Annotated in this window: 19 protein-coding genes, 1 pseudogene and 1 other annotated feature; of the genes and pseudogenes, 17 read left to right on the top strand and 3 right to left on the bottom strand. The window is 48.7% G+C overall.

Going from position 1 to position 17,451, the window contains the following annotated elements:
- Window positions 1–9: 9 nt before the first annotated feature.
- The 9 genes from FB479_RS05895 (at window position 10) to FB479_RS05855 (ending at window position 7,326) form a co-directional block, all read left to right on the top strand.
- Window positions 10–1,485, top strand: coding sequence for an Rne/Rng family ribonuclease (locus FB479_RS05895; protein ID WP_142063271.1), 1,476 nt, complete (start codon window positions 10–12; stop codon window positions 1,483–1,485).
- Window positions 1,486–1,542: 57 nt separating this feature from the next.
- Window positions 1,543–1,621, top strand: a sequence feature (ribosomal protein L21 leader region).
- Between the two features lie 10 nt (window positions 1,622–1,631).
- Entirely contained in the window at window positions 1,632–1,943 is a 312-nt protein-coding gene (gene rplU / locus FB479_RS05890; protein ID WP_047072807.1) for a 50S ribosomal protein L21, read from the top strand.
- Window positions 1,944–1,956: 13 nt separating this feature from the next.
- Window positions 1,957–2,307, top strand: coding sequence for a ribosomal-processing cysteine protease Prp (locus FB479_RS05885; RefSeq protein ID WP_012685564.1), 351 nt, complete (start codon window positions 1,957–1,959; stop codon window positions 2,305–2,307).
- Window positions 2,308–2,314: 7 nt separating this feature from the next.
- Complete coding sequence (gene rpmA, locus FB479_RS05880; protein ID WP_005832382.1) at window positions 2,315–2,608, top strand: 50S ribosomal protein L27; 294 nt, start codon at window positions 2,315–2,317, stop codon at window positions 2,606–2,608.
- 201 nt (window positions 2,609–2,809) lie between these two features.
- Window positions 2,810–3,394: a Spo0B C-terminal domain-containing protein gene (locus FB479_RS05875; protein ID WP_142063267.1), complete on the top strand. Its 585-nt coding sequence runs from the start codon at window positions 2,810–2,812 to the stop codon at window positions 3,392–3,394.
- Between the two features lie 13 nt (window positions 3,395–3,407).
- A complete protein-coding gene (obgE, locus tag FB479_RS05870) occupies window positions 3,408–4,685 on the top strand; it encodes a GTPase ObgE (RefSeq protein WP_106656761.1) in 1,278 nt (425 codons plus the stop codon).
- 8 nt (window positions 4,686–4,693) lie between these two features.
- Window positions 4,694–5,359 carry a PilZ domain-containing protein gene (locus FB479_RS05865; protein ID WP_142063264.1) on the top strand — a complete coding sequence of 222 codons (666 nt, stop codon included), beginning with the start codon at window positions 4,694–4,696 and terminating at the stop codon, window positions 5,357–5,359.
- Between the two features lie 290 nt (window positions 5,360–5,649).
- Window positions 5,650–6,105 (top strand): helical membrane plugin domain-containing protein, encoded by a 456-nt coding sequence (locus tag FB479_RS05860; protein WP_047072800.1) that lies wholly within the window; start codon window positions 5,650–5,652, stop codon window positions 6,103–6,105.
- A gap of 42 nt (window positions 6,106–6,147) precedes the next feature.
- Window positions 6,148–7,326, top strand: a complete 1,179-nt coding sequence (locus FB479_RS05855) for an NAD(P)/FAD-dependent oxidoreductase (protein ID WP_142063261.1) — start codon at window positions 6,148–6,150, stop codon at window positions 7,324–7,326.
- A gap of 51 nt (window positions 7,327–7,377) precedes the next feature.
- On the opposite strand, the gene FB479_RS30410 is transcribed toward FB479_RS05855, so the two are convergent.
- Entirely contained in the window at window positions 7,378–7,530 is a 153-nt protein-coding gene (locus FB479_RS30410) for a hypothetical protein (RefSeq protein WP_164724500.1), read from the bottom strand.
- 185 nt (window positions 7,531–7,715) lie between these two features.
- Here FB479_RS30410 and FB479_RS05850 point away from each other — a divergent pair, with 185 nt between their 5' ends.
- The 6 genes and pseudogenes from FB479_RS05850 to FB479_RS31235 all read left to right on the top strand — a co-directional run.
- Window positions 7,716–8,159 (top strand): ACT domain-containing protein, encoded by a 444-nt coding sequence (locus tag FB479_RS05850; protein ID WP_142063258.1) that lies wholly within the window; start codon window positions 7,716–7,718, stop codon window positions 8,157–8,159.
- A 38-nt stretch (window positions 8,160–8,197) separates the two neighbouring features.
- Complete coding sequence (locus tag FB479_RS05845) at window positions 8,198–9,499, top strand: homoserine dehydrogenase (protein ID WP_142063255.1); 1,302 nt, start codon at window positions 8,198–8,200, stop codon at window positions 9,497–9,499.
- Entirely contained in the window at window positions 9,499–10,581 is a 1,083-nt protein-coding gene (thrC, locus tag FB479_RS05840) for a threonine synthase (RefSeq protein ID WP_142063252.1), read from the top strand. Before FB479_RS05845 ends, thrC begins: the two co-directional genes overlap by 1 nt.
- On the top strand, window positions 10,578–11,507 hold the full coding sequence (gene thrB, locus FB479_RS05835) for a homoserine kinase (protein WP_142063249.1): 930 nt from the start codon (window positions 10,578–10,580) through the stop codon (window positions 11,505–11,507). The genes thrC and thrB overlap by 4 nt, the downstream gene beginning before the upstream one ends.
- 22 nt (window positions 11,508–11,529) lie before the next feature.
- The gene (gene pheA / locus FB479_RS05830) at window positions 11,530–12,393 is read left to right on the top strand and encodes a prephenate dehydratase (protein ID WP_106656754.1); all 864 of its coding nucleotides are present in this window, start codon (window positions 11,530–11,532) and stop codon (window positions 12,391–12,393) included.
- A 79-nt stretch (window positions 12,394–12,472) separates the two neighbouring features.
- Window positions 12,473–12,595 (top strand): annotated as a pseudogene (locus FB479_RS31235) (LysM peptidoglycan-binding domain-containing protein); the annotation flags it as partial.
- Between the two features lie 125 nt (window positions 12,596–12,720).
- Here FB479_RS31235 and FB479_RS30865 read toward each other — a convergent pair.
- Window positions 12,721–13,134, bottom strand: coding sequence for a hypothetical protein (locus tag FB479_RS30865; RefSeq protein ID WP_255438330.1), 414 nt, complete (start codon window positions 13,132–13,134; stop codon window positions 12,721–12,723).
- A gap of 187 nt (window positions 13,135–13,321) precedes the next feature.
- Here FB479_RS30865 and FB479_RS30860 point away from each other — a divergent pair, with 187 nt between their 5' ends.
- Window positions 13,322–14,185 (top strand): hypothetical protein, encoded by an 864-nt coding sequence (locus tag FB479_RS30860; RefSeq protein ID WP_255438338.1) that lies wholly within the window; start codon window positions 13,322–13,324, stop codon window positions 14,183–14,185.
- A gap of 11 nt (window positions 14,186–14,196) precedes the next feature.
- Window positions 14,197–15,225: a phosphotransferase gene (locus tag FB479_RS05820; protein WP_106656752.1), complete on the top strand. Its 1,029-nt coding sequence runs from the start codon at window positions 14,197–14,199 to the stop codon at window positions 15,223–15,225.
- A gap of 55 nt (window positions 15,226–15,280) precedes the next feature.
- Here the strand turns inward: FB479_RS05820 and FB479_RS05815 are convergent, their stop codons facing one another.
- Window positions 15,281–17,269, bottom strand: coding sequence for a bifunctional 2',3'-cyclic-nucleotide 2'-phosphodiesterase/3'-nucleotidase (locus tag FB479_RS05815; protein WP_106656751.1), 1,989 nt, complete (start codon window positions 17,267–17,269; stop codon window positions 15,281–15,283).
- Between the last annotated feature and the right edge of the window lie 182 nt (window positions 17,270–17,451).

The raw sequence follows: 17,451 nt of genomic DNA, 5'->3' as shown, positions 1-17,451 counted from the left end.
GTGAAGGCAGTGAAACAAGTAGCGATCAGTGCACAAGGTGGCAGCATCCGCATCGCATTTATAGAAAACGGGAAATTGCAGGAATGGCGTACACAGGATGTAGGGGCACACGCAAGTGTTGGTGACATTTATCAAGGACGGATCGCAGATGTGAAGCCTGGCATCCAATCCGCCTTTGTTGATATTGGTACAGGCCAAAATGCTTATTTGTATGTAGATGACACGGTCGGTGTAGAGTCGGGTGGAGCAGCGAAACCAAGTATTGCGGAACGCGTTCACGTAGGACAAAAGGTATTGGTTCAAGTGACTAAAGAGGCGATGGAAATGAAGGCGCCAAAAATCTCGATGCGGATCAGCTTGCAGGGGCGTTACCTGGTGTACCTTCCGACTGAAGAAAGCATATCGCTTTCGCGTAAAATAACCGATGATACCAAACGAAAACGACTGCAACAGGTGATCTCTTCGACAGTAGCGCAAGGAGAAGGCTGTATTCTGCGCACGGAAGCGGCGGAAGCAGAAGAGCAGACACTCATTCGTGAACTGACCTATTTGCGCAATCGCTGGCAGGATATGCTGCGAACAGCGGAGGGACTGCGCTCGACCGGGCGGATTTTTCAGGATGCAGAGTTGATCGAGGTGGCGCTCCGAGATGGCTTGGCAAACGGAATGGATGAGCTGTTGGTAGAAGGTGCGGCGACTCATCAGCAGGTAAAAGCGGCGTTGGCAGCTTTTGCTCCGGAAGTACAAGAGAAGCTTCGCTGGTATCAGGGCAAACAGCCGCTCTTTGACTTCTTGGGTGTCGAGGCGGAGCTGATTCGTGCTCGTGATCGACATGTGCCGCTTAAGAGTGGAGGGTCCTTGGTCATCGACAGGACAGAAGCGATGACGGTCATCGATGTAAATACCGGTTCGTTCACAGGTGGGGGAGGGCAACAGCGGGAGCAGGCAGTGACGGCGACCAATCTGGAGGCAGCAACTGAAATTGCCCGGCAGCTGCGCTTGCGAGACATCGGTGGCATCGTGATCATTGATTTCATCGACATGAAAGAGCAGAGCAATAAGGAGCGAGTGATCTCGCGATTGAAACAAGAACTGGCGAAGGACCCTGTGCCTTCGACTGTTCTCGGGATGACGGCGCTCGGATTAGTCGAGATGACGCGAAAAAGAGTTCGTGCGAGCCTGATGGAGCGGTTGACAGAGCCGTGTGAGGCATGCAAGGGCCGAGGGAGAGTTTGGCGAGTAGACGAGCTGTTCCGGCGCTTGTACGTTGAAGTCACGGCACTGGCAAAGAGCCAAGATGTGGAGGCTGTTCTCGTGGACATGCCGCCAAGATTGTTGGATATGATAGAGGCGTGGGAAAAAGCAGAGGCAATAACATGGCCTGTCCATGTCTATAAGCAGCTTGTCCCTTCTATGAGCCCAGACGAGTTTCGAATTGGATACGTCGGAAATCGGGCAGAGGCACAGCGTTTACAATCGAAATAACTTGACTGGGCTATTGTATCTATGATAACCTAATGGTTGTCATGCAGATATGCCTCGTGCATACTGTAACCGCACGAATCAGGTACATAAGCCGTCGCTCGTCGACGCACCTGTAAAGGCGAGTCTGAGTATAGGAGGTGCACACAGTGTACGCAATTATCGAAACCGGTGGAAAGCAATACAAAGTTGAAGAGGGAGCAGTTCTCTTCATCGAGAAATTGGCTGGCAACGAAGGAGACGTTGTTACTTTTGACAAAGTTCTCTTCGTAAGCAAAGACGGCAAAGTTACTGCAGGAGCTCCTACAGTAGCTGGTGCAACGGTAACTGGTAAAGTAGAAAAACACGGTAAAGCTGCAAAAATTATCGTGTACAAATACAAAGCCAAGAAAAACTACCGTCGCAAGCAAGGTCACCGTCAACCATTCACCAAAGTTGTGATCGAGAAGATCAACGCTTAATTGGTGACTTGTTATGATTGAAGTGATCGTGAGCCGTGCGCAGCACGGTATCCATGAAATTAGTATTTCCGGACATGCCAATGCGGGTGCCTATGGGGCAGACATCGTTTGTTCTGCTGTATCAGGCATCAGCTTTGGTATATTAAACGCCATCCAACCTTTGACCGGCATCACTCCTGATGTCGCTGTCGCACAAGAAGGCGGTGGGTTCTTGAAGTGGAGTCTTTCTTCTTCGGATGATGAGACTGCACGCGAGAAACAACAGCTTTTGGCAGAGAGCATGGTAATTGCTCTTTTGTCGGTTGAGGCGAATTACGGTAAATACGTAAAAGTAAATGATCGTAAATGGCAGGGAGGTGTCTGATATGAACATGCTGTTTAACTTGGACCTTCAGTTTTTCGCATCGAAAAAAGGGGTAGGTTCCACAAAGAACGGTCGCGATTCCATTTCCAAACGTCTGGGCGTGAAACGTGGCGACGGGCAATTCGTTACTGCTGGTAACATTCTCGTTCGTCAACGCGGAACAAAGATTTACCCAGGTGCGAACGTAATGAAAGGCGGAGACGACACTCTGTTTGCAACTGCAGATGGTGTTGTTCGTTTCAAGCGTCTGGGCCGTGATCGCAAACAAGTTGTGATCGAGCCAGTTGCTTCCGAAGCGTAAATATTTGTTAAGAAAAACCCAGCGATATAGCTGGGTTTTCTTTTTGTCCGGGTCTTTTTTAACGAGGAGGAATTTGAAAATTCTGGAGCGCATAAAAACTTCCAGTAAAACGCGGTCGCTCTTCTATGATTTTGCCTCGAAAGAGGTTTTTTTATGGTACAATAGATGGGAAAGATATTCTTATCGACTTGGGTGAATGTGATGGGGGACGAGCGGAGGCTGTTTACGCATCAGACAGACCAACTGCTGACCGTTCTGAACAGGCAGCGGCATGACTGGTTGAACCACGTTCAGGTTCTGCTCGGCTATTTGCATTTGAACCGTACTGAACAAGGAGAGGCCCATTTGAAGCGCATCGCACAGATGGCGATGCAGGAATCGATGGTAGCCCGATTGAATAGCTCCTTGTTGTCCGTCTTCTTCTTGACATTTAACGCACTGAACAATGAATTGCTTTTAGAAGTGGACGTGTGCAATCATGTGGATCTCACGCGAGTAGTTTTGAGCGAGCAAGACTTGTTTCAGTTGGTGTCAGAGATATTATGCACAGTGAACGATCATGTAGACCAGAGCGGGTACGAACCAGCCAGCATGCAGGTAAGCTTGCAGATGGATGAGTGTGGCGTTCATTTTCGTTTTGACCTGGCCGGTATACTTCATGCATCCGGAATGGAAGAATTGGAAAAGCTGATACGTAAAAGCGAACAGAGTACGGTGGAGGTCACCGAGTGGATACATACGGAAGAAGAATGGGTCCTGAATTTGGTGGTTCCATTCGCGGAATGAAAGAGGTGACACCATGTTTGTCGATCAGGTAAAAGTATATGTAAAAGGCGGGGACGGTGGTAACGGAGCCGTCTCCTTTCGCCGGGAGAAGTACGTACCGCTGGGTGGTCCAGCAGGTGGAGATGGCGGTCAAGGTGGAGATGTCGTGTTTGTCGTGGATGAAGGTCTGCGTACACTGGTAGATTTCCGCTATCAACGACATTTCAAAGCACCACGCGGAGAGCACGGCCGCAACAAATCTCAGCACGGAGCAGGCGCGGAAGATATGATCGTGCGCGTGCCACCGGGAACAACTGTCATTGATGATGATACCAAAGAAGTGATTGCCGATCTCGTGGAGCAGGGGCAACGTGCTGTGATCGCAAAAGGCGGACGCGGTGGACGAGGCAATATTCGTTTTGCCAACTCTTCGAATCCAGCCCCACACATCTCGGAGAACGGAGAGCCAGGTCAAGAGCGTTACATTGTCATGGAGCTCAAGCTGATTGCAGATGTGGGCTTGGTTGGCTATCCAAGTGTAGGAAAATCCACGCTGCTGTCCAGTGTAACAGCGGCGAAGCCAAAAATTGCAGCGTACCACTTTACGACGCTGACACCGAATCTGGGTGTTGTGGACTTGGGCGAGCAGAGCTTCGTAATGGCTGACTTGCCAGGATTGATTGAAGGCGCACATGAAGGTGTGGGTCTTGGTCACCAATTCCTGCGTCACGTAGAGCGTACGCGCTTGATCGTCCATGTGATTGACATGGCAGCGGTAGATGGACGCGATCCATACGAGGATTATTTGCAGATCAACCGAGAGCTGACAATGTATAACCTGAAGCTCGAAGATCGTCCGCAAATTGTAGTCGCGAACAAAATGGAATTGCCAGAAGCAGAGGAAAACCTGCGTATTTTCAAGGAAAAGGCTCCAGATGTGAAGGTGTACGAGATCTCTGCTGCAACCCGTCAAGGCGTACAAGAATTGATGTATGCGATCGGGGATACCTTGGCGACGATTCCGGACAAGCCTGCTGTCGAGGAAGTTGCGGAAGTGGAAGAGCGCGTGGTGTTCCGAGCAGAAAAAGAACCAGAGGCATTCGAAATTACGCGTGATAACGAAGTATTTGTCGTCAGCGGTGAAAAGATCGAGAAGCTCGTACGCATGACGAATCTGAACAGCTATGATGCAGCCCAGCGTTTTGCAAGACAAATGCGCAGCATGGGTGTAGATGATGCTCTGCGCAAGCTGGGAGCAAAAGACGGGGATACCGTTCGGATCGGCAAATTAGAGTTTGACTTTGTGGAGTGACAAAAACCATGATTGATATCCCATCACTGAACCCATTTTTGGGGGATAAACGACTCCAACGCGGTGCGACGCTACCGCTAATCATCTCCAAGCAGGTGAAGACACCTGTCCAAGTTATGGTTGAACATGCAAAGGGCAGTTATCTCGTAGTTTCCTGTGAGATGAAGCCTGAAACCAAAGCAGAGCTTCTCGGATCAACTGTACGCATTCGTTGGGAAACGGATGCGGCAGTGAACACCATTGATTTGGAGGTAGTTTCCGAGCAAACGCTTTGGCCGATCAAGCTTTTAGGGATGATTCCGATTAGTGTAGGGGTAGAAATTACACAAAAGCGCAAGCAGGATCCCATCTCCCCCGATCTCGGTATTTCTGTCCCTTACAAGGTGATGGGAGCTAGACCGATCGAAGAAAAAGGCGAGGCAGTGTTGCTGAAATTCTCTCCAACCCGTCTTGTTTTGGGAACGGACGGTTATGTGTCGAAGGGCGATTTTCTCCACTTGTCTTTCAAGATACCGAAGCAAGCGCAGGAGATCGTCATGATGGCGAAAATCGTGGAAAAAACGTTCCAAGACAAACAATCGATCATTGAATTAATCTTTACGGATATCAATGAAAAGCATCATGAACTCATCAAAGATTACTATAAAAAGCTCTCAACTACCGCTTCTTCCTAAGGAAGCGGTTTTTTTCCTTTGATGTTCCCGTGAAGAAGGTATATAGTAGAGTACATAGAGTTCTAAATCGAGCCTGTTCACTTCATGATTTGTTGTGTACGCTTTCCTGAATAAATTCTTGTGAAATCATTCACTTTTGATTATTCGAATCCGTTGTCTGTTTCGCTTTGTGAAAAATGTTACAAGCAATTTTAAACCGGATTTTCAGGGAGAATAGCGGCCGTTACTCGTATGAACAGGCATCGAGAATGAAAGGCCTCTATTCCAAAGCAAAGGAGGACGTTTTTTTTATGTCTCAAACAACTACGCAACAAGCTCAAGCTGCTGCTGAAGTAGCAAGCACTGCTACTCTGGCACCAGCGCAGCAACAAGATGTACTCGATCAGTTGATGAAACCAGAAATCCAAGAGTCACTGAACGTATTGGTGGCGAACCTGCCTAAATTGGCGGAACTGACAACTCTTTTGACCAAAACATATGATCTGGTACAAACAGTAGCAAATGATCACGTATTGATCGACGACATCAAAGGCGGAATGGAAGAGTTCGTAAAACCGATCTCTGATAAAGCGAAAGGTATTGCGCAAGCAGCCATTGAGGCCAATGACCGTGTTCATGTAGAAGAGTCTACGATCGGTTTGTTCGGTATTCTCAAAATGCTCAAAGATCCGCAAGTACAAAAAACATTGCGTTTCGCACAAGCATTCCTGGAAGTAACCGCAGAACGTCAACAACAAAAACGCTAATATTTTTATTATGGAATGGAAGACAAGGACGGAGGATTGGGCATGGCGAAGCATATTCTGATTCTAGGCGGCGGTTATGGCGGTTTGCTCAGCGCATTGACTGCACGTAAATACATGACGGCTGAAGAAGCGTCGATCACGGTGGTAAACCGTTTTCCTACTCACCAAATCATTACGGAACTGCACCGCTTGGCAGTAGGAAACCTGTCTGAACAAAACGTGGCGCTCCCTCTGGAAAGATTGCTGCGTGGCAAAGAGATTAACCTCGTAGTGGACACGGTAGAAAACATTGGTCTCGATTCCCAACGTGTAACACTGGCGAGCGGCGAGTCCATTAAATACGATGCTTTGGTTATTGCGCTGGGTAGTGAAACCGCATTCTTCGGAATCCCAGGTCTGCAAGAGTACAGCTTTACACTGAAGTCTGTAGAAGAAGCAAATCGTCTGCGTGCACACCTCGAAGAGCGCGTGATTGAATACAAGACGAGCAAAAATAAAGCAGATGCTACCTTCGTTGTAGGTGGTGGCGGCCTGACAGGTATCGAGCTGGTTGGGGAATTCGCTGATATGCTGCCAAATCTGTGCCATAAACACGGCGTAGACTTTGCAGACGTATCCATCTACTGTGTAGAAGCAGGTCCATCCATTTTGGCTGGTTTTGCTCCTGACCTGGTTGAGCGTGCGAAAACGAGCTTGGAAAAACGCGGCGTTCAATTCCTGACAGGCGTACCTGTAACGGAAATGAAAGAAACCACGGTTTGCCTGAAAGATGGCGGTACCATCGAAACCAAAACAATGGTATGGACAGGTGGCGTACAAGGAAATCGCGTAGTAGCTGAGTGCGGCGTGGAAGTAAACCGCGGGCGTGCAACTGTTACAGAATTCCTGCAATCCACTTCTCACCCTGATGTATTCCTCGCAGGTGACAGTGCGGTCGTAATGGGGCCAGAAGGTCGTCCATTCCCTCCGACTGCGCAGCTGGCATGGCAAATGGGAGAAGTAGTTGGTCACAATCTCTTCGCGCACTTCAACGGCACCAAAATGGATACTTTCAAACCGGTATTCTCCGGTACACTGGGTAGCCTGGGCCGTAAAGACGCGATCGGAACAATCGGTGCAAGCCAACTGAAGCTGAAAGGCCTGCCTGCAACCTTGATGAAAGAAGCGAGTAACGTTCGCTACTTGACTCATATTAATGGTTTGTCCTCTTTGGCATACTAATTGAATCAGGAAAACCCGGGATCATGATGTCCCGGGTTTTTTTGTGCTTGTTTATCCGTTTCCGCTGGGGTCTTCAATCACGTTTGGGGACTGTGCCATTTTTTTACCTCGCATGTCATTGCCAAACTGATCGAGACTGCTTGGCTTACCAGCTGGGTGATTGTTGCGGCGCTCCGATTTATCTGACTTTCCACGTCCGGCCATTTGCCTTTCACCTCCTCCATACGATACGCATTATTGTGCGCGAAGAAGCTCTCCCTCATGTAATCAAAGTAAACCAAATATGATCCGATGAAAAAAAGTGACGGATAAGGATTGTCACATTACATGCTTTCCGTTATAATGTCCTCTATGAAGAAACAACTGTTTTTCTCGGGAGGACACAACGCATGAAAAAGGAAGAAAAATTCTACTTGATTCGATCTGACATCCTGCCAGAATCGATTGCCAAAACGATTGATGCCAAGAAGATGCTGGAATCCGGCGAAGTGGATACCGTGAATGAAGCGGTTGAACGGGTAGGATTGAGTCGCAGTGCTTTTTATAAGTACAAAGATGGCATTTTTCCGTTCAATGCGATGATGAGCGAAAAAATTATGACGTTTACTTTCTCTTTGGATCACATGTCAGGTTACTTGTCCAAAGTGCTCACCTATGTAGCAGATCAAGGTGGAAACGTATTGACCATCAATCAGACGATACCACTTCAAGGGATTGCTACCATATCCATGTCAGTCGATATGGCTAATCTTCGCGTATCTAGCACGGAGTTTTTGGATAGCTTGCAGCTGATCCCAGGCGTCCGCAAAGCGATGATCGTCGGTAGAGGCTAAACAAAAAAACAATCAAAGAAAAGGTAGGGGAGAGAGACATGGAGAAGCAGAGCATTAAATTGGGATTGATGGGTTTTGGAACAGTCGGGACTGGTGTCGTACGCATTATTCAAGCGCATCAGGAGGATTTGCAAAAGCAAACCGGCCTCAGTATTGAGATATCCCGTATTCTTGTTCAGGATGCGGAAAAATCTCGCAATATTTCATCCATGGAAAGCACGCTGACCACTGACCCTGCTAGTCTTTTGGATGATCCGGAAATCGAAGTCATCGTAGAAGTGATTGGCGGCATTCACCCTGCCAAGGAATACATTTTGGGTGCACTCGAACGTGGCAAGCACGTAGTAACAGCCAACAAAGATCTGATGGCGTTGTACGGAGCCGAAATTTTAGAGAAAGCGCAAGAAAAGGGCTGTGACGTTTTCTACGAGGCAAGCGTGGCAGGCGGAATACCGATCTTGCGCGCGTTAGTTGAAGGGTTCTCCTCAGACCGTATCGCGAAAATGATGGGGATCGTCAACGGAACGACCAATTACATCATGACCAAAATGAGTCAAGAGGGCGCAGACTATAGCGAGGTATTGAAAGAAGCACAAGCACTGGGCTATGCGGAGCAGGACCCAACCTCTGATGTGGAGGGCTTTGATGCCGCCCGCAAAATGGCGATTCTGGCAACGCTGGGCTTCCGTGTACCGATGAAGCTCGAAGATGTGGACGTAAAAGGGATCAGTTCCGTGAGCAAGGAAGATATCGCCTATGGCAAGCAACTGGGCTATGAAATCAAGCTGCTCGGACTGGCTCGTCGTGACGAAGAGGCGATTGAGGTAAGTGTGCAGCCGACTCTGGTTCCGAAATCTCATCCACTCGCTTCCGTAAATGGTGTCTTTAATGCCGTGTACGTACATGGGGAAGCGGTAGGAGAAACCATGTTTTACGGGCCGGGCGCAGGTGAATTGCCGACTGCTACCGCCGTTGTGTCTGACCTGGTCACTGTCGTCAAAAACAGAAAGCTAGGAGTGAACGGACGCGGAATGGTTGCTCCATACAAAGAAAAAGTATTGAAAGAAGACAGCGAAAAATTCTCGAAATACTTCCTGCGCATCGTAGTTGCAGATAAACGCGGTGTTCTTGCTCAAATTACACAACTGTTGGCAGACAAAAATATTTCCCTTGAGCAAGTCATCCAGCAACCGTTTAACAACGGACGTGAAGCGGAGATTATCATGATTACACACATGTCCTCAAAAAGTGACATGGATGCGGTACTGGCTTACATGGAGCAGATGGATATCGTATCAACTGTACAGAGCTGCTACCGTGTAGAAGGAGGAGACAAATAATGGGTTCTGATCGACAGTCTGGCATCCTGGCACGTTACCGGGAATTTCTCCCGATCACAGATAAAACTCCGCTGGTCAGCTTGCATGAAGGAAACACTCCCTTGATCCATGCCCCGAACCTATCCAAACAATTGGGGGTGGAGCTGTACGTTAAGTACGAGGGGCTCAATCCGACCGGCTCTTTTAAAGATAGAGGCATGGTCATGGCTGTAGCCAAAGCGGTAGAAGAGGGAAGCAACACAATCATGTGCGCGTCGACGGGGAATACGTCAGCAGCAGCAGCGGCGTATGCGGCACGCTCAGGGTTGCGTTGCATCGTCCTGATCCCGAACGGCAATATCGCACTGGGCAAGCTGGCACAGGCAATCGCCTATGGCGCAGAAGTCATCGCGATTGACGGTAATTTTGATGAAGCACTGGATATCGTTCGCGAAATCACAGCGAAAGAGCCGATTACACTGGTGAATTCCGTGAACCCTTACCGGATCGAAGGACAAAAGACCGCGGCATTTGAAGTGTGCGATGCGCTGGCGGACGCACCTGACATTTTGGCCATTCCAGTTGGTAACGCAGGTAACATTACAGCATACTGGAAGGGTTTCGAGGAATATTTCGCAGCTAAAAAATCGAGTCGCTTGCCTAAGATGTACGGATTCCAGGCAGCGGGAGCAGCTCCGTTGGTTCACGGCGAACCAGTAGCCAACCCTGAAACGATTGCGACAGCTATTCGCATTGGCAACCCAGCGAGCAAGGATGGCGCTTTGAATGCTATTTCGAAATCAAGCGGTCTCGTCGATAGTGTAACGGACGAAGAAATTTTACATGCCTATCATTTGCTGGCGAAGAGTGAAGGTGTGTTTTGTGAGCCTGCCTCGGCAGCATCGCTGGCTGGCATTATCAAGCTGCATGAGGCTGGAAGGCTTCAACCTGGCAGCCAGATCGTGTGCGTATTGACTGGAAACGGACTAAAAGATCCAAACATCGCTTTGAAGCTGGTAGGTGAAGAGCCGCGTTCTGTTCCGGCGACACATGAAGCTGTGATGGAGCTGGTTCGTCAAAGTGGGAGAGAAATTGTATCATGAATGGACGACGTGTAAAAGTAACCATACCGGCAACGACAGCGAATCTGGGACCAGGATTCGATGCGCTGGGAATGGCTTTCCAGTTGTATTCTGTTGTAGAAATGGAAATCAGCGATCATACGACGGTAGAGATGATGGGCAAGGAGCTGCAAGGAACACCGACGGACAAAAATAATCTTCTGTACAAGGTTGCGGCGGGTTTGTTTCAGGAAGCAGGTCTCGCTATTCCTGAGCTCGCGATCCGTGCTTCCAGTGACGCTCCCCTGACGAGGGGATTGGGTAGCAGTGCCGCTGCGATTGTAGGTGCACTCGTAGCGGCTAACCATCTCGCTGGCGAACCATTTACGCGTGAGCAGTTGTTTGAAAAGGCAACACGCCTGGAAGGGCATCCGGATAATGCAGGAGCTTCGATGTTTGGCGGTATCATTGTTGCGACGATGCCTGAGGTACCAGGGGAACCCATTCCTTATGTGCGGTTTTCTGCTCCTGCGGGATTGCAGACTCTTGTGGTGATCCCAGAATTCATGCTCTCGACAGAAAAAGCGCGGAACGTCTTGCCACAGGTGTACAGCAGAGAGGATGTTGTATATAATGTGGGTCATAGTAGTTTGCTAGTTGCTGCACTGGCACAAGGCAGACTAGACCTGATGGGGCGGGCAATGTCGGATCGGCTGCATCAGCCGTATCGAGCAAAGCTTGTACCTGGCTTGAACGAAATCCTGGACAAAGCGACTGAACACGGGGCACTGGGGGCTGCTTTGAGCGGCGCTGGACCGACGATCCTCTGCTTTTTCTCTTCAGATGAAGAATTAGAGAAGCTGCGTGCTTTTGTGGACAGAGTGATGAAAGGGCACGACATCTCGTACCGCGTGATGATCTTGCAACCGGACGAAAATGGCGTACAGGTAGAAATCCATCAGAGATAGACCATAGTGGATAGGAGTAGCCATGGAGAAGAAACTTGCTTTTCTAGGACCGCGTGGAACGTTTACCGAAGAAGCAGCGAGGATATTGTCGCTCGGACAAAAGCTATCTTTCGTTCCGTACCCAAGTATTATTGAAGTACTAGACGCTGTTTCCAAAAATGAAGTGGCATACGGTGTTGTACCGATGGAAAACTCCATTGAAGGAACGGTCAACTCTACACTCGATTGGCTCATTCACGAAGTAGATCTGCCCATTTTGGCGGAGCTCGCACTGCCGATTACGCAAAACTTGTTGGTGGCAAAAAGAGAGCACCCATTGCCTTTGTCCGCAATTAAGAGAGTAATGTCACATCCTCAAGCGATTGCACAAAGCCACAACTTTTTGCGTGAGAATTTGCCGGAAGCAGCGATTGAAACGGTAAACAGTACGGCATTGGCTGCAAAAATGGTGAGTGAGCATCCAGAAGAGCCGTGGGCTGCTGTTGGAACTCGATTGAATGTAGAGATTTATCCATTGGAGTTTGCACGTGAACAAATTCAAGATTATTCGAATAACTACACGCGCTTTGTTCTTGTCGGTCAGGAAAGTCTTGAGCTGCCGGTTTCCCGCAAGGAAAAGACGACCATACTGGTCACGCTGCCGGAAGATTTCCCGGGAGCCTTGTATCAAGTGCTGGCTGCTTTTGCTTGGAGAAAAGTCAACTTGTCTCGCATCGAATCACGTCCAACGAAGAAAGCACTCGGAAGCTATTATTTTGTCATCGACATTGAGCAGAAGATGGACGACGTCTTGTTGCCAGGAGCGTTTGCGGAGATTGAAGCTATTGGTTGTCAAGTTCGCCAGCTCGGGACGTATCCATTTTATATGCATCAGACCAATTCCTAGAGGGATTGGTTTTTTCTTTTTCTGCTCCCTCCCAACAAAGGAGTGGCGTCAAGGAGCAAAACGCCCATGACTGCATACGATGTTAGGGAGTTTGGTGCAAGGGAGGAGAAAAACATTGAGAATACACATCGTCCAAAAAGGCGATACGATGTGGAAGATCGCCAAAAGATATGGCGTCGATTACAAAGAACTGTTACGCCTTAATAGTCAATTAAAAACTCCCGATACAATTTATCCTGGAGCGAGAATCAAGATTCCGGCGAAACAAGTTCCTGTCCGACCACCGCAAAGAACAACGCCCCCCCATCCAATGAGTGAGGCGGCCCCTTATGTGAAAGAAAGACCGATTACGGAAGAGGAAGAGATGGAGGTACCGCAAGAAATCGAGAGGCGGCCAATTGAGCCGGAAGAATCAGGAGAGGTGGAAATCGAATCAAGGGAGGAGACCAGACCTACCCTACCGCCGGCTCCCATTCCCACCAGACCACCCAAGGAGATGCCAAAGCCGCCAGTCCCTACTGTTTCACCCGAGGTAGTCAGGCCAACTGCACCACCAACATTACCGCCACCTCCACCGACACGGCCAATCCCAAAACCAACAGAGCCGATTGAAAAACCAATTGAAGAACTAATTGAAAAACCTGCAGAACCGATTGAGAAGCCACCGTATAAACCACCGAACATTTCAGGCAAGCCAAATGTGCTGCCACCGGTTCCGCCTGTTCCTATACGTCCACTCATACCGACTCCACCTCCAACCAGAGTGAGTCCGTATATATATCCACCAGCGATTCCACCGAATCAAAATGTGCCCAACATCCCATATAGACCGCCGACTCAGGTCTTGCCATTACAGCCTACACGACCACCAGCATATGTATGCCCACCTTGCCCACAGCCGAATTATCCACCACCACGGGTAAGTCCGTTGCAACCGATGCAGCCAAACTACCCGCCACCACGGGTAAGTCCGTTGCAACCGATGCAGCCAAACTATCCGCCGCCAGGGGTAAGTCCGTTGCAACCGATGCAGCCAAACTACCCACCGCCACGGGTAAGCCCGTTGCAACCGATGCAGCCAAACTATCCGCCACCACGGGTAAGTCCGTTGCAACCGATGCAGCCAAACTATCCGCCACCGCGGGTAAGTCCGTTGCAACCGATGCAGCCAAACTATCCACCTCCACGTGTGAGTCCGTTGCGGCCGCAGAAGCCGCCTTCGAAGGTGAGCCCAGAACAGCAGCTCAAGCCGCCTTCAAAAGTGAGTCCGCAACAGAAGCTGAAGCCATCAACGAGGGTAAGCCCAGAGCAAGACCGCAGGCCATCGCCACAGGTGCGGCCATTCCAGCCATTCCCACCTCCGTTCCCGCCACCATGCCCGCCATTTCCGCCTTGCCCACCGTGGGGGAACCCGTGGATTGGCCCGTTTCATCCAAATCGACGGCCGATAGTGAGTCCAGAACAAATTCGACCAATCAATCCATTTCCAATCGTCCCACCACCGATCAGACCGATGCCGTTTCCTTATCCATGCCCACCACCATTTCCACCCATGCCATTAAAGCGGCCACGAGCGAAGAAGCCTGTGTGCCCGGAACCAGTGGAGTCATCATCATGTGAGTGTTCTTCTGAAGTCCCGGAGGACAGAGGCCGCAAAGGCAAGTACAATCGTTCCCCACAGGAGATTCACAATAACGTGATGTTCCCGCCTTCCCCGTGTATGGCATCTATGCCTGAACAAGGGGTTTGGCCGAACTGGGGAGATGGGCATGAAGAATCCTCTTCGTACTGAGAGGGTATGGGATGAACAAAGGAATCCTATCCACCATTGAAAAGGCTTTTCGCTGTCAAATCTACGGGGTGAAGCCGAAGCGAAACGTCAACCTGTTAAAAACAGACCGGGGCCACTGGATACTCAAAGGATATAAGCAGGTCGAAAAAGCTGTGTGGGTGACAGAGTTAGCAGATGCACTACATGAGAAGGGCTTTCATCATACCGTGCAGTATGTGGCGAATCAGGAAGGGTCCAAAATTTTTGCGTTTGAAGGGCGCCATTACACCATCATGAAAATGATTGATGGTCATGAAGCAGATAACGCTTCTCTTTTCGATGTCAAAAAAACAGCAGAAACATTGGCACGTTTTCATGTTGCAGCTCAGGGCTTTCCTATTGACCTTTCGTATGCGTATGAAGGAAAACCGGCTCTTTTAGATAAATGGGAGAGCCGCTTGGAATACTTTGAGCGGCTGATGTGGTCGATTGAACAGAAAGGCCCCCAGAGCAAACTGGAGCAACTCATTTCCCAACAGGCAGATCACGTCCTTCGAGATGGCAAGGAGCTGCTTCAATCTGCTTACAAGCTGCCTTTGACGCCAGAAATGTATGTAGCCATGGAGCGGGGGACACTCGCACACAGAGACGTGGCGAGCCATAACTTTTTGCTTACGGAGCGAGGCAGTTGCTATTTGATTGACCTTGATACTGTCGGTCATGATCTTCAGCTGGTTGACCTCGTACAATTGATGTCGCGGATGCTACTGATGCAGGAATACCGCATGGATTCATTCGTGGAAGCGATGGAAGCTTACAGTAACGTCAACTATTTATCGGATACTCAGATTTGGGCTGTGCATCAATTGCTTCGCTATCCGGATAATTTCTTGCGGGAGGTAACGGGCTTGTATAGTCAGCGCCCGGGCTACCACATGCGGGGTGTCATGCAGTTGATCCAAATGGAAGGCAAAGTGATGGCGAATCGCCAACGCTTTTTAAACGACGGAGAACGAATTTTCCAACGATCTCCGTGGGGGCATTACCATTTTGTTGGATAGTCGGATAAAACAAAACATCCCTCTCATAAGAGGGATGTTTGTGTTGTTGACAAGCTTACTTGGAAGCAGGCTTGGACAGATCAATGGAGAATTTCGCAAACCCAGATTCCAATACGTTGATGAACTTGATATTGGACAATTTTTCAGCGAATGGTTTCGCGTCAGGAGAAGAAGTGAATGTAACGTTCAGCTTCGCATCTACTGGAGCAAAAGACCAGTTGTTGTCTGCTGCTGGGTCGATATTTTTTTGGTTCAGGATGTAGTCGATTACGATTTGACGGTTTTCATCTGGGGAATCGATGACGATGTTTTTGCCATCCAAACCTGGGAACGCACCGCCGCCGCTTGCACGGTAGTTGTTGGTTACGACGATGAATTTGTCTTCAGGTTTTACTGGTTTGCCGTTAAAAGACAGGTTTTTGATGCGGTTTGCATCTTTGTTTGCTACTTTTCCATCTACAGCGTATTTGGATGGCTGTGTCACATCGATTTGATAAGTAACACCGTCGATTACATCAAAGTTGTACGTTGGGAAAGTCTCGTTGATGAGTGGTTGCTCATCTGCTTTCTTCACATCGATTTGGTTGAACTGTCCAGCGGAGCGCTCCAACCATTCTTTCACGGTAGCTCCATCGACCAGAACCGCCTTCAATGTGTTCGGGTAGATGTACAGGTCAGATACGTTTTTGATGGCGATTGTACCAGCTGGGATATTGGAGTAGTAGCTTACTCCGTTACGGCCGCCTGCTTTAAATGGTGCACCAGCAGACAGAACTGGAATGCCTTCGTATTCTGTACCCTTCACGTTTTTCTCAACGAACCATTTTTGTGCATTGGTTACGATTTGGATAGATGGGTCATCTTGCACAAGTGCAAAGTAGCTGAAGATCGGGGAAGATGTTTTCCCTACAGCAGAACGAACCCATTCAACTGTTTTATCGTGATCTTCTTTTACTGCATCCACGATAGCTTTGTCTGCATCAGCCAAGGATGCTTTGTTCGCTTTGTCATAAATCGGAACTACTTTGGTAGCGGACTCAGCCACTTTCCATTTTCCGTTTTCTTGTTTCAGCGTCAGGTCGATCACGCCGAGGTGGTTGCCCCAGAAGCCAGGCATCACAGCTGGTTTGCCGTTGATCGTTCCTTTTTCTGCATCAATGCCTGGAATTTTATCGAATCCAGGACCTGGGAATACGGAGTGGGAGTGTCCGAACAGGATCGCGTCGATTCCCTCTACTTTGCTCAGCTGGTAGCTAGCGTTTTCCAATTGAGGACCACCCTCGATAGGGCCAATTCCGGAGTGAGGAACTGCGATGATGATGTCCGCACCTTTTTTCTTCATTTCAGGTACGAATTTGTTGGCAGTTTCCACGATGTCCTTCGCAATTACTTTTCCTTCCAGGTGAGCCTTGTCCCACTGCATAATTTGTGGTGGTACAAAACCGATAACGCCCACTTTGAGCTTTACATCTTTACCATTCTCATCTTTAAATGTGCGCTCCAGGATTTCGTAAGGAGTGTACATGTTTTTGTCATTGTCCGGGTTTTTGTCCTTGTCGTCTACATAGACGTTGGAGTTTATGTAAGGGAATTTTGCACCCTTCAAGCTGGTGTCCAAGAACTCCAAACCAAAGTTGAACTCGTGGTTACCGATATTGGCAACATCATAGTCCATCAGGTTCATTGCCTTGTAAGCAGGGTGAGTATCTCCAGCTTTCAACGGGTCGATTTTTGCCACGTAGTCGCCCAATGGGTTTCCTTGCAACAAGTCACCGTTGTCGATCAGGATGCTGTTTTTCACTTCTTCTCTTGCTTTTTTGACCAATGTCGCTGTTTTTGCGAGGCCAAACTCGTCTGTGTTTTTGTCTTGATAGTAGTCATAGTTAACGATGTTGGTGTGGATATCAGTCGTTTCCAACAGGCGGAGCTTAAGGACAGAACCAGTTTGCGCGCTTACAGGAGTAAGAGGAAATGAGAGAGCGCCAACAACCAAAGAAGTGCTGAGGAGGAAAGCGGTCAGCATTTTTTTGTTCGTTTTTTTCATGTTTGAAATGACCTCCATAAGTTTACAATAATGCCAAGCAAAAATAGTTTATCATTAGATTCGGAAGCTGGATAGATAGCCAGATGAAATAGTATATTAATTTTTTGTATTGACAAAAATAAAAAAATATAACGTCAATCCCTCATTGGTCCCGTATGTCCCTCTTTCCTTTTGGAAATCAT

Source organism: Brevibacillus sp. AG162 (assembly GCF_006715575.1).
In the GTDB taxonomy this organism is placed as follows: Bacteria; Bacillota; Bacilli; order Brevibacillales; family Brevibacillaceae; genus Brevibacillus; species Brevibacillus brevis.
This window is presented reverse-complemented; position numbering and strand designations above follow the sequence as displayed.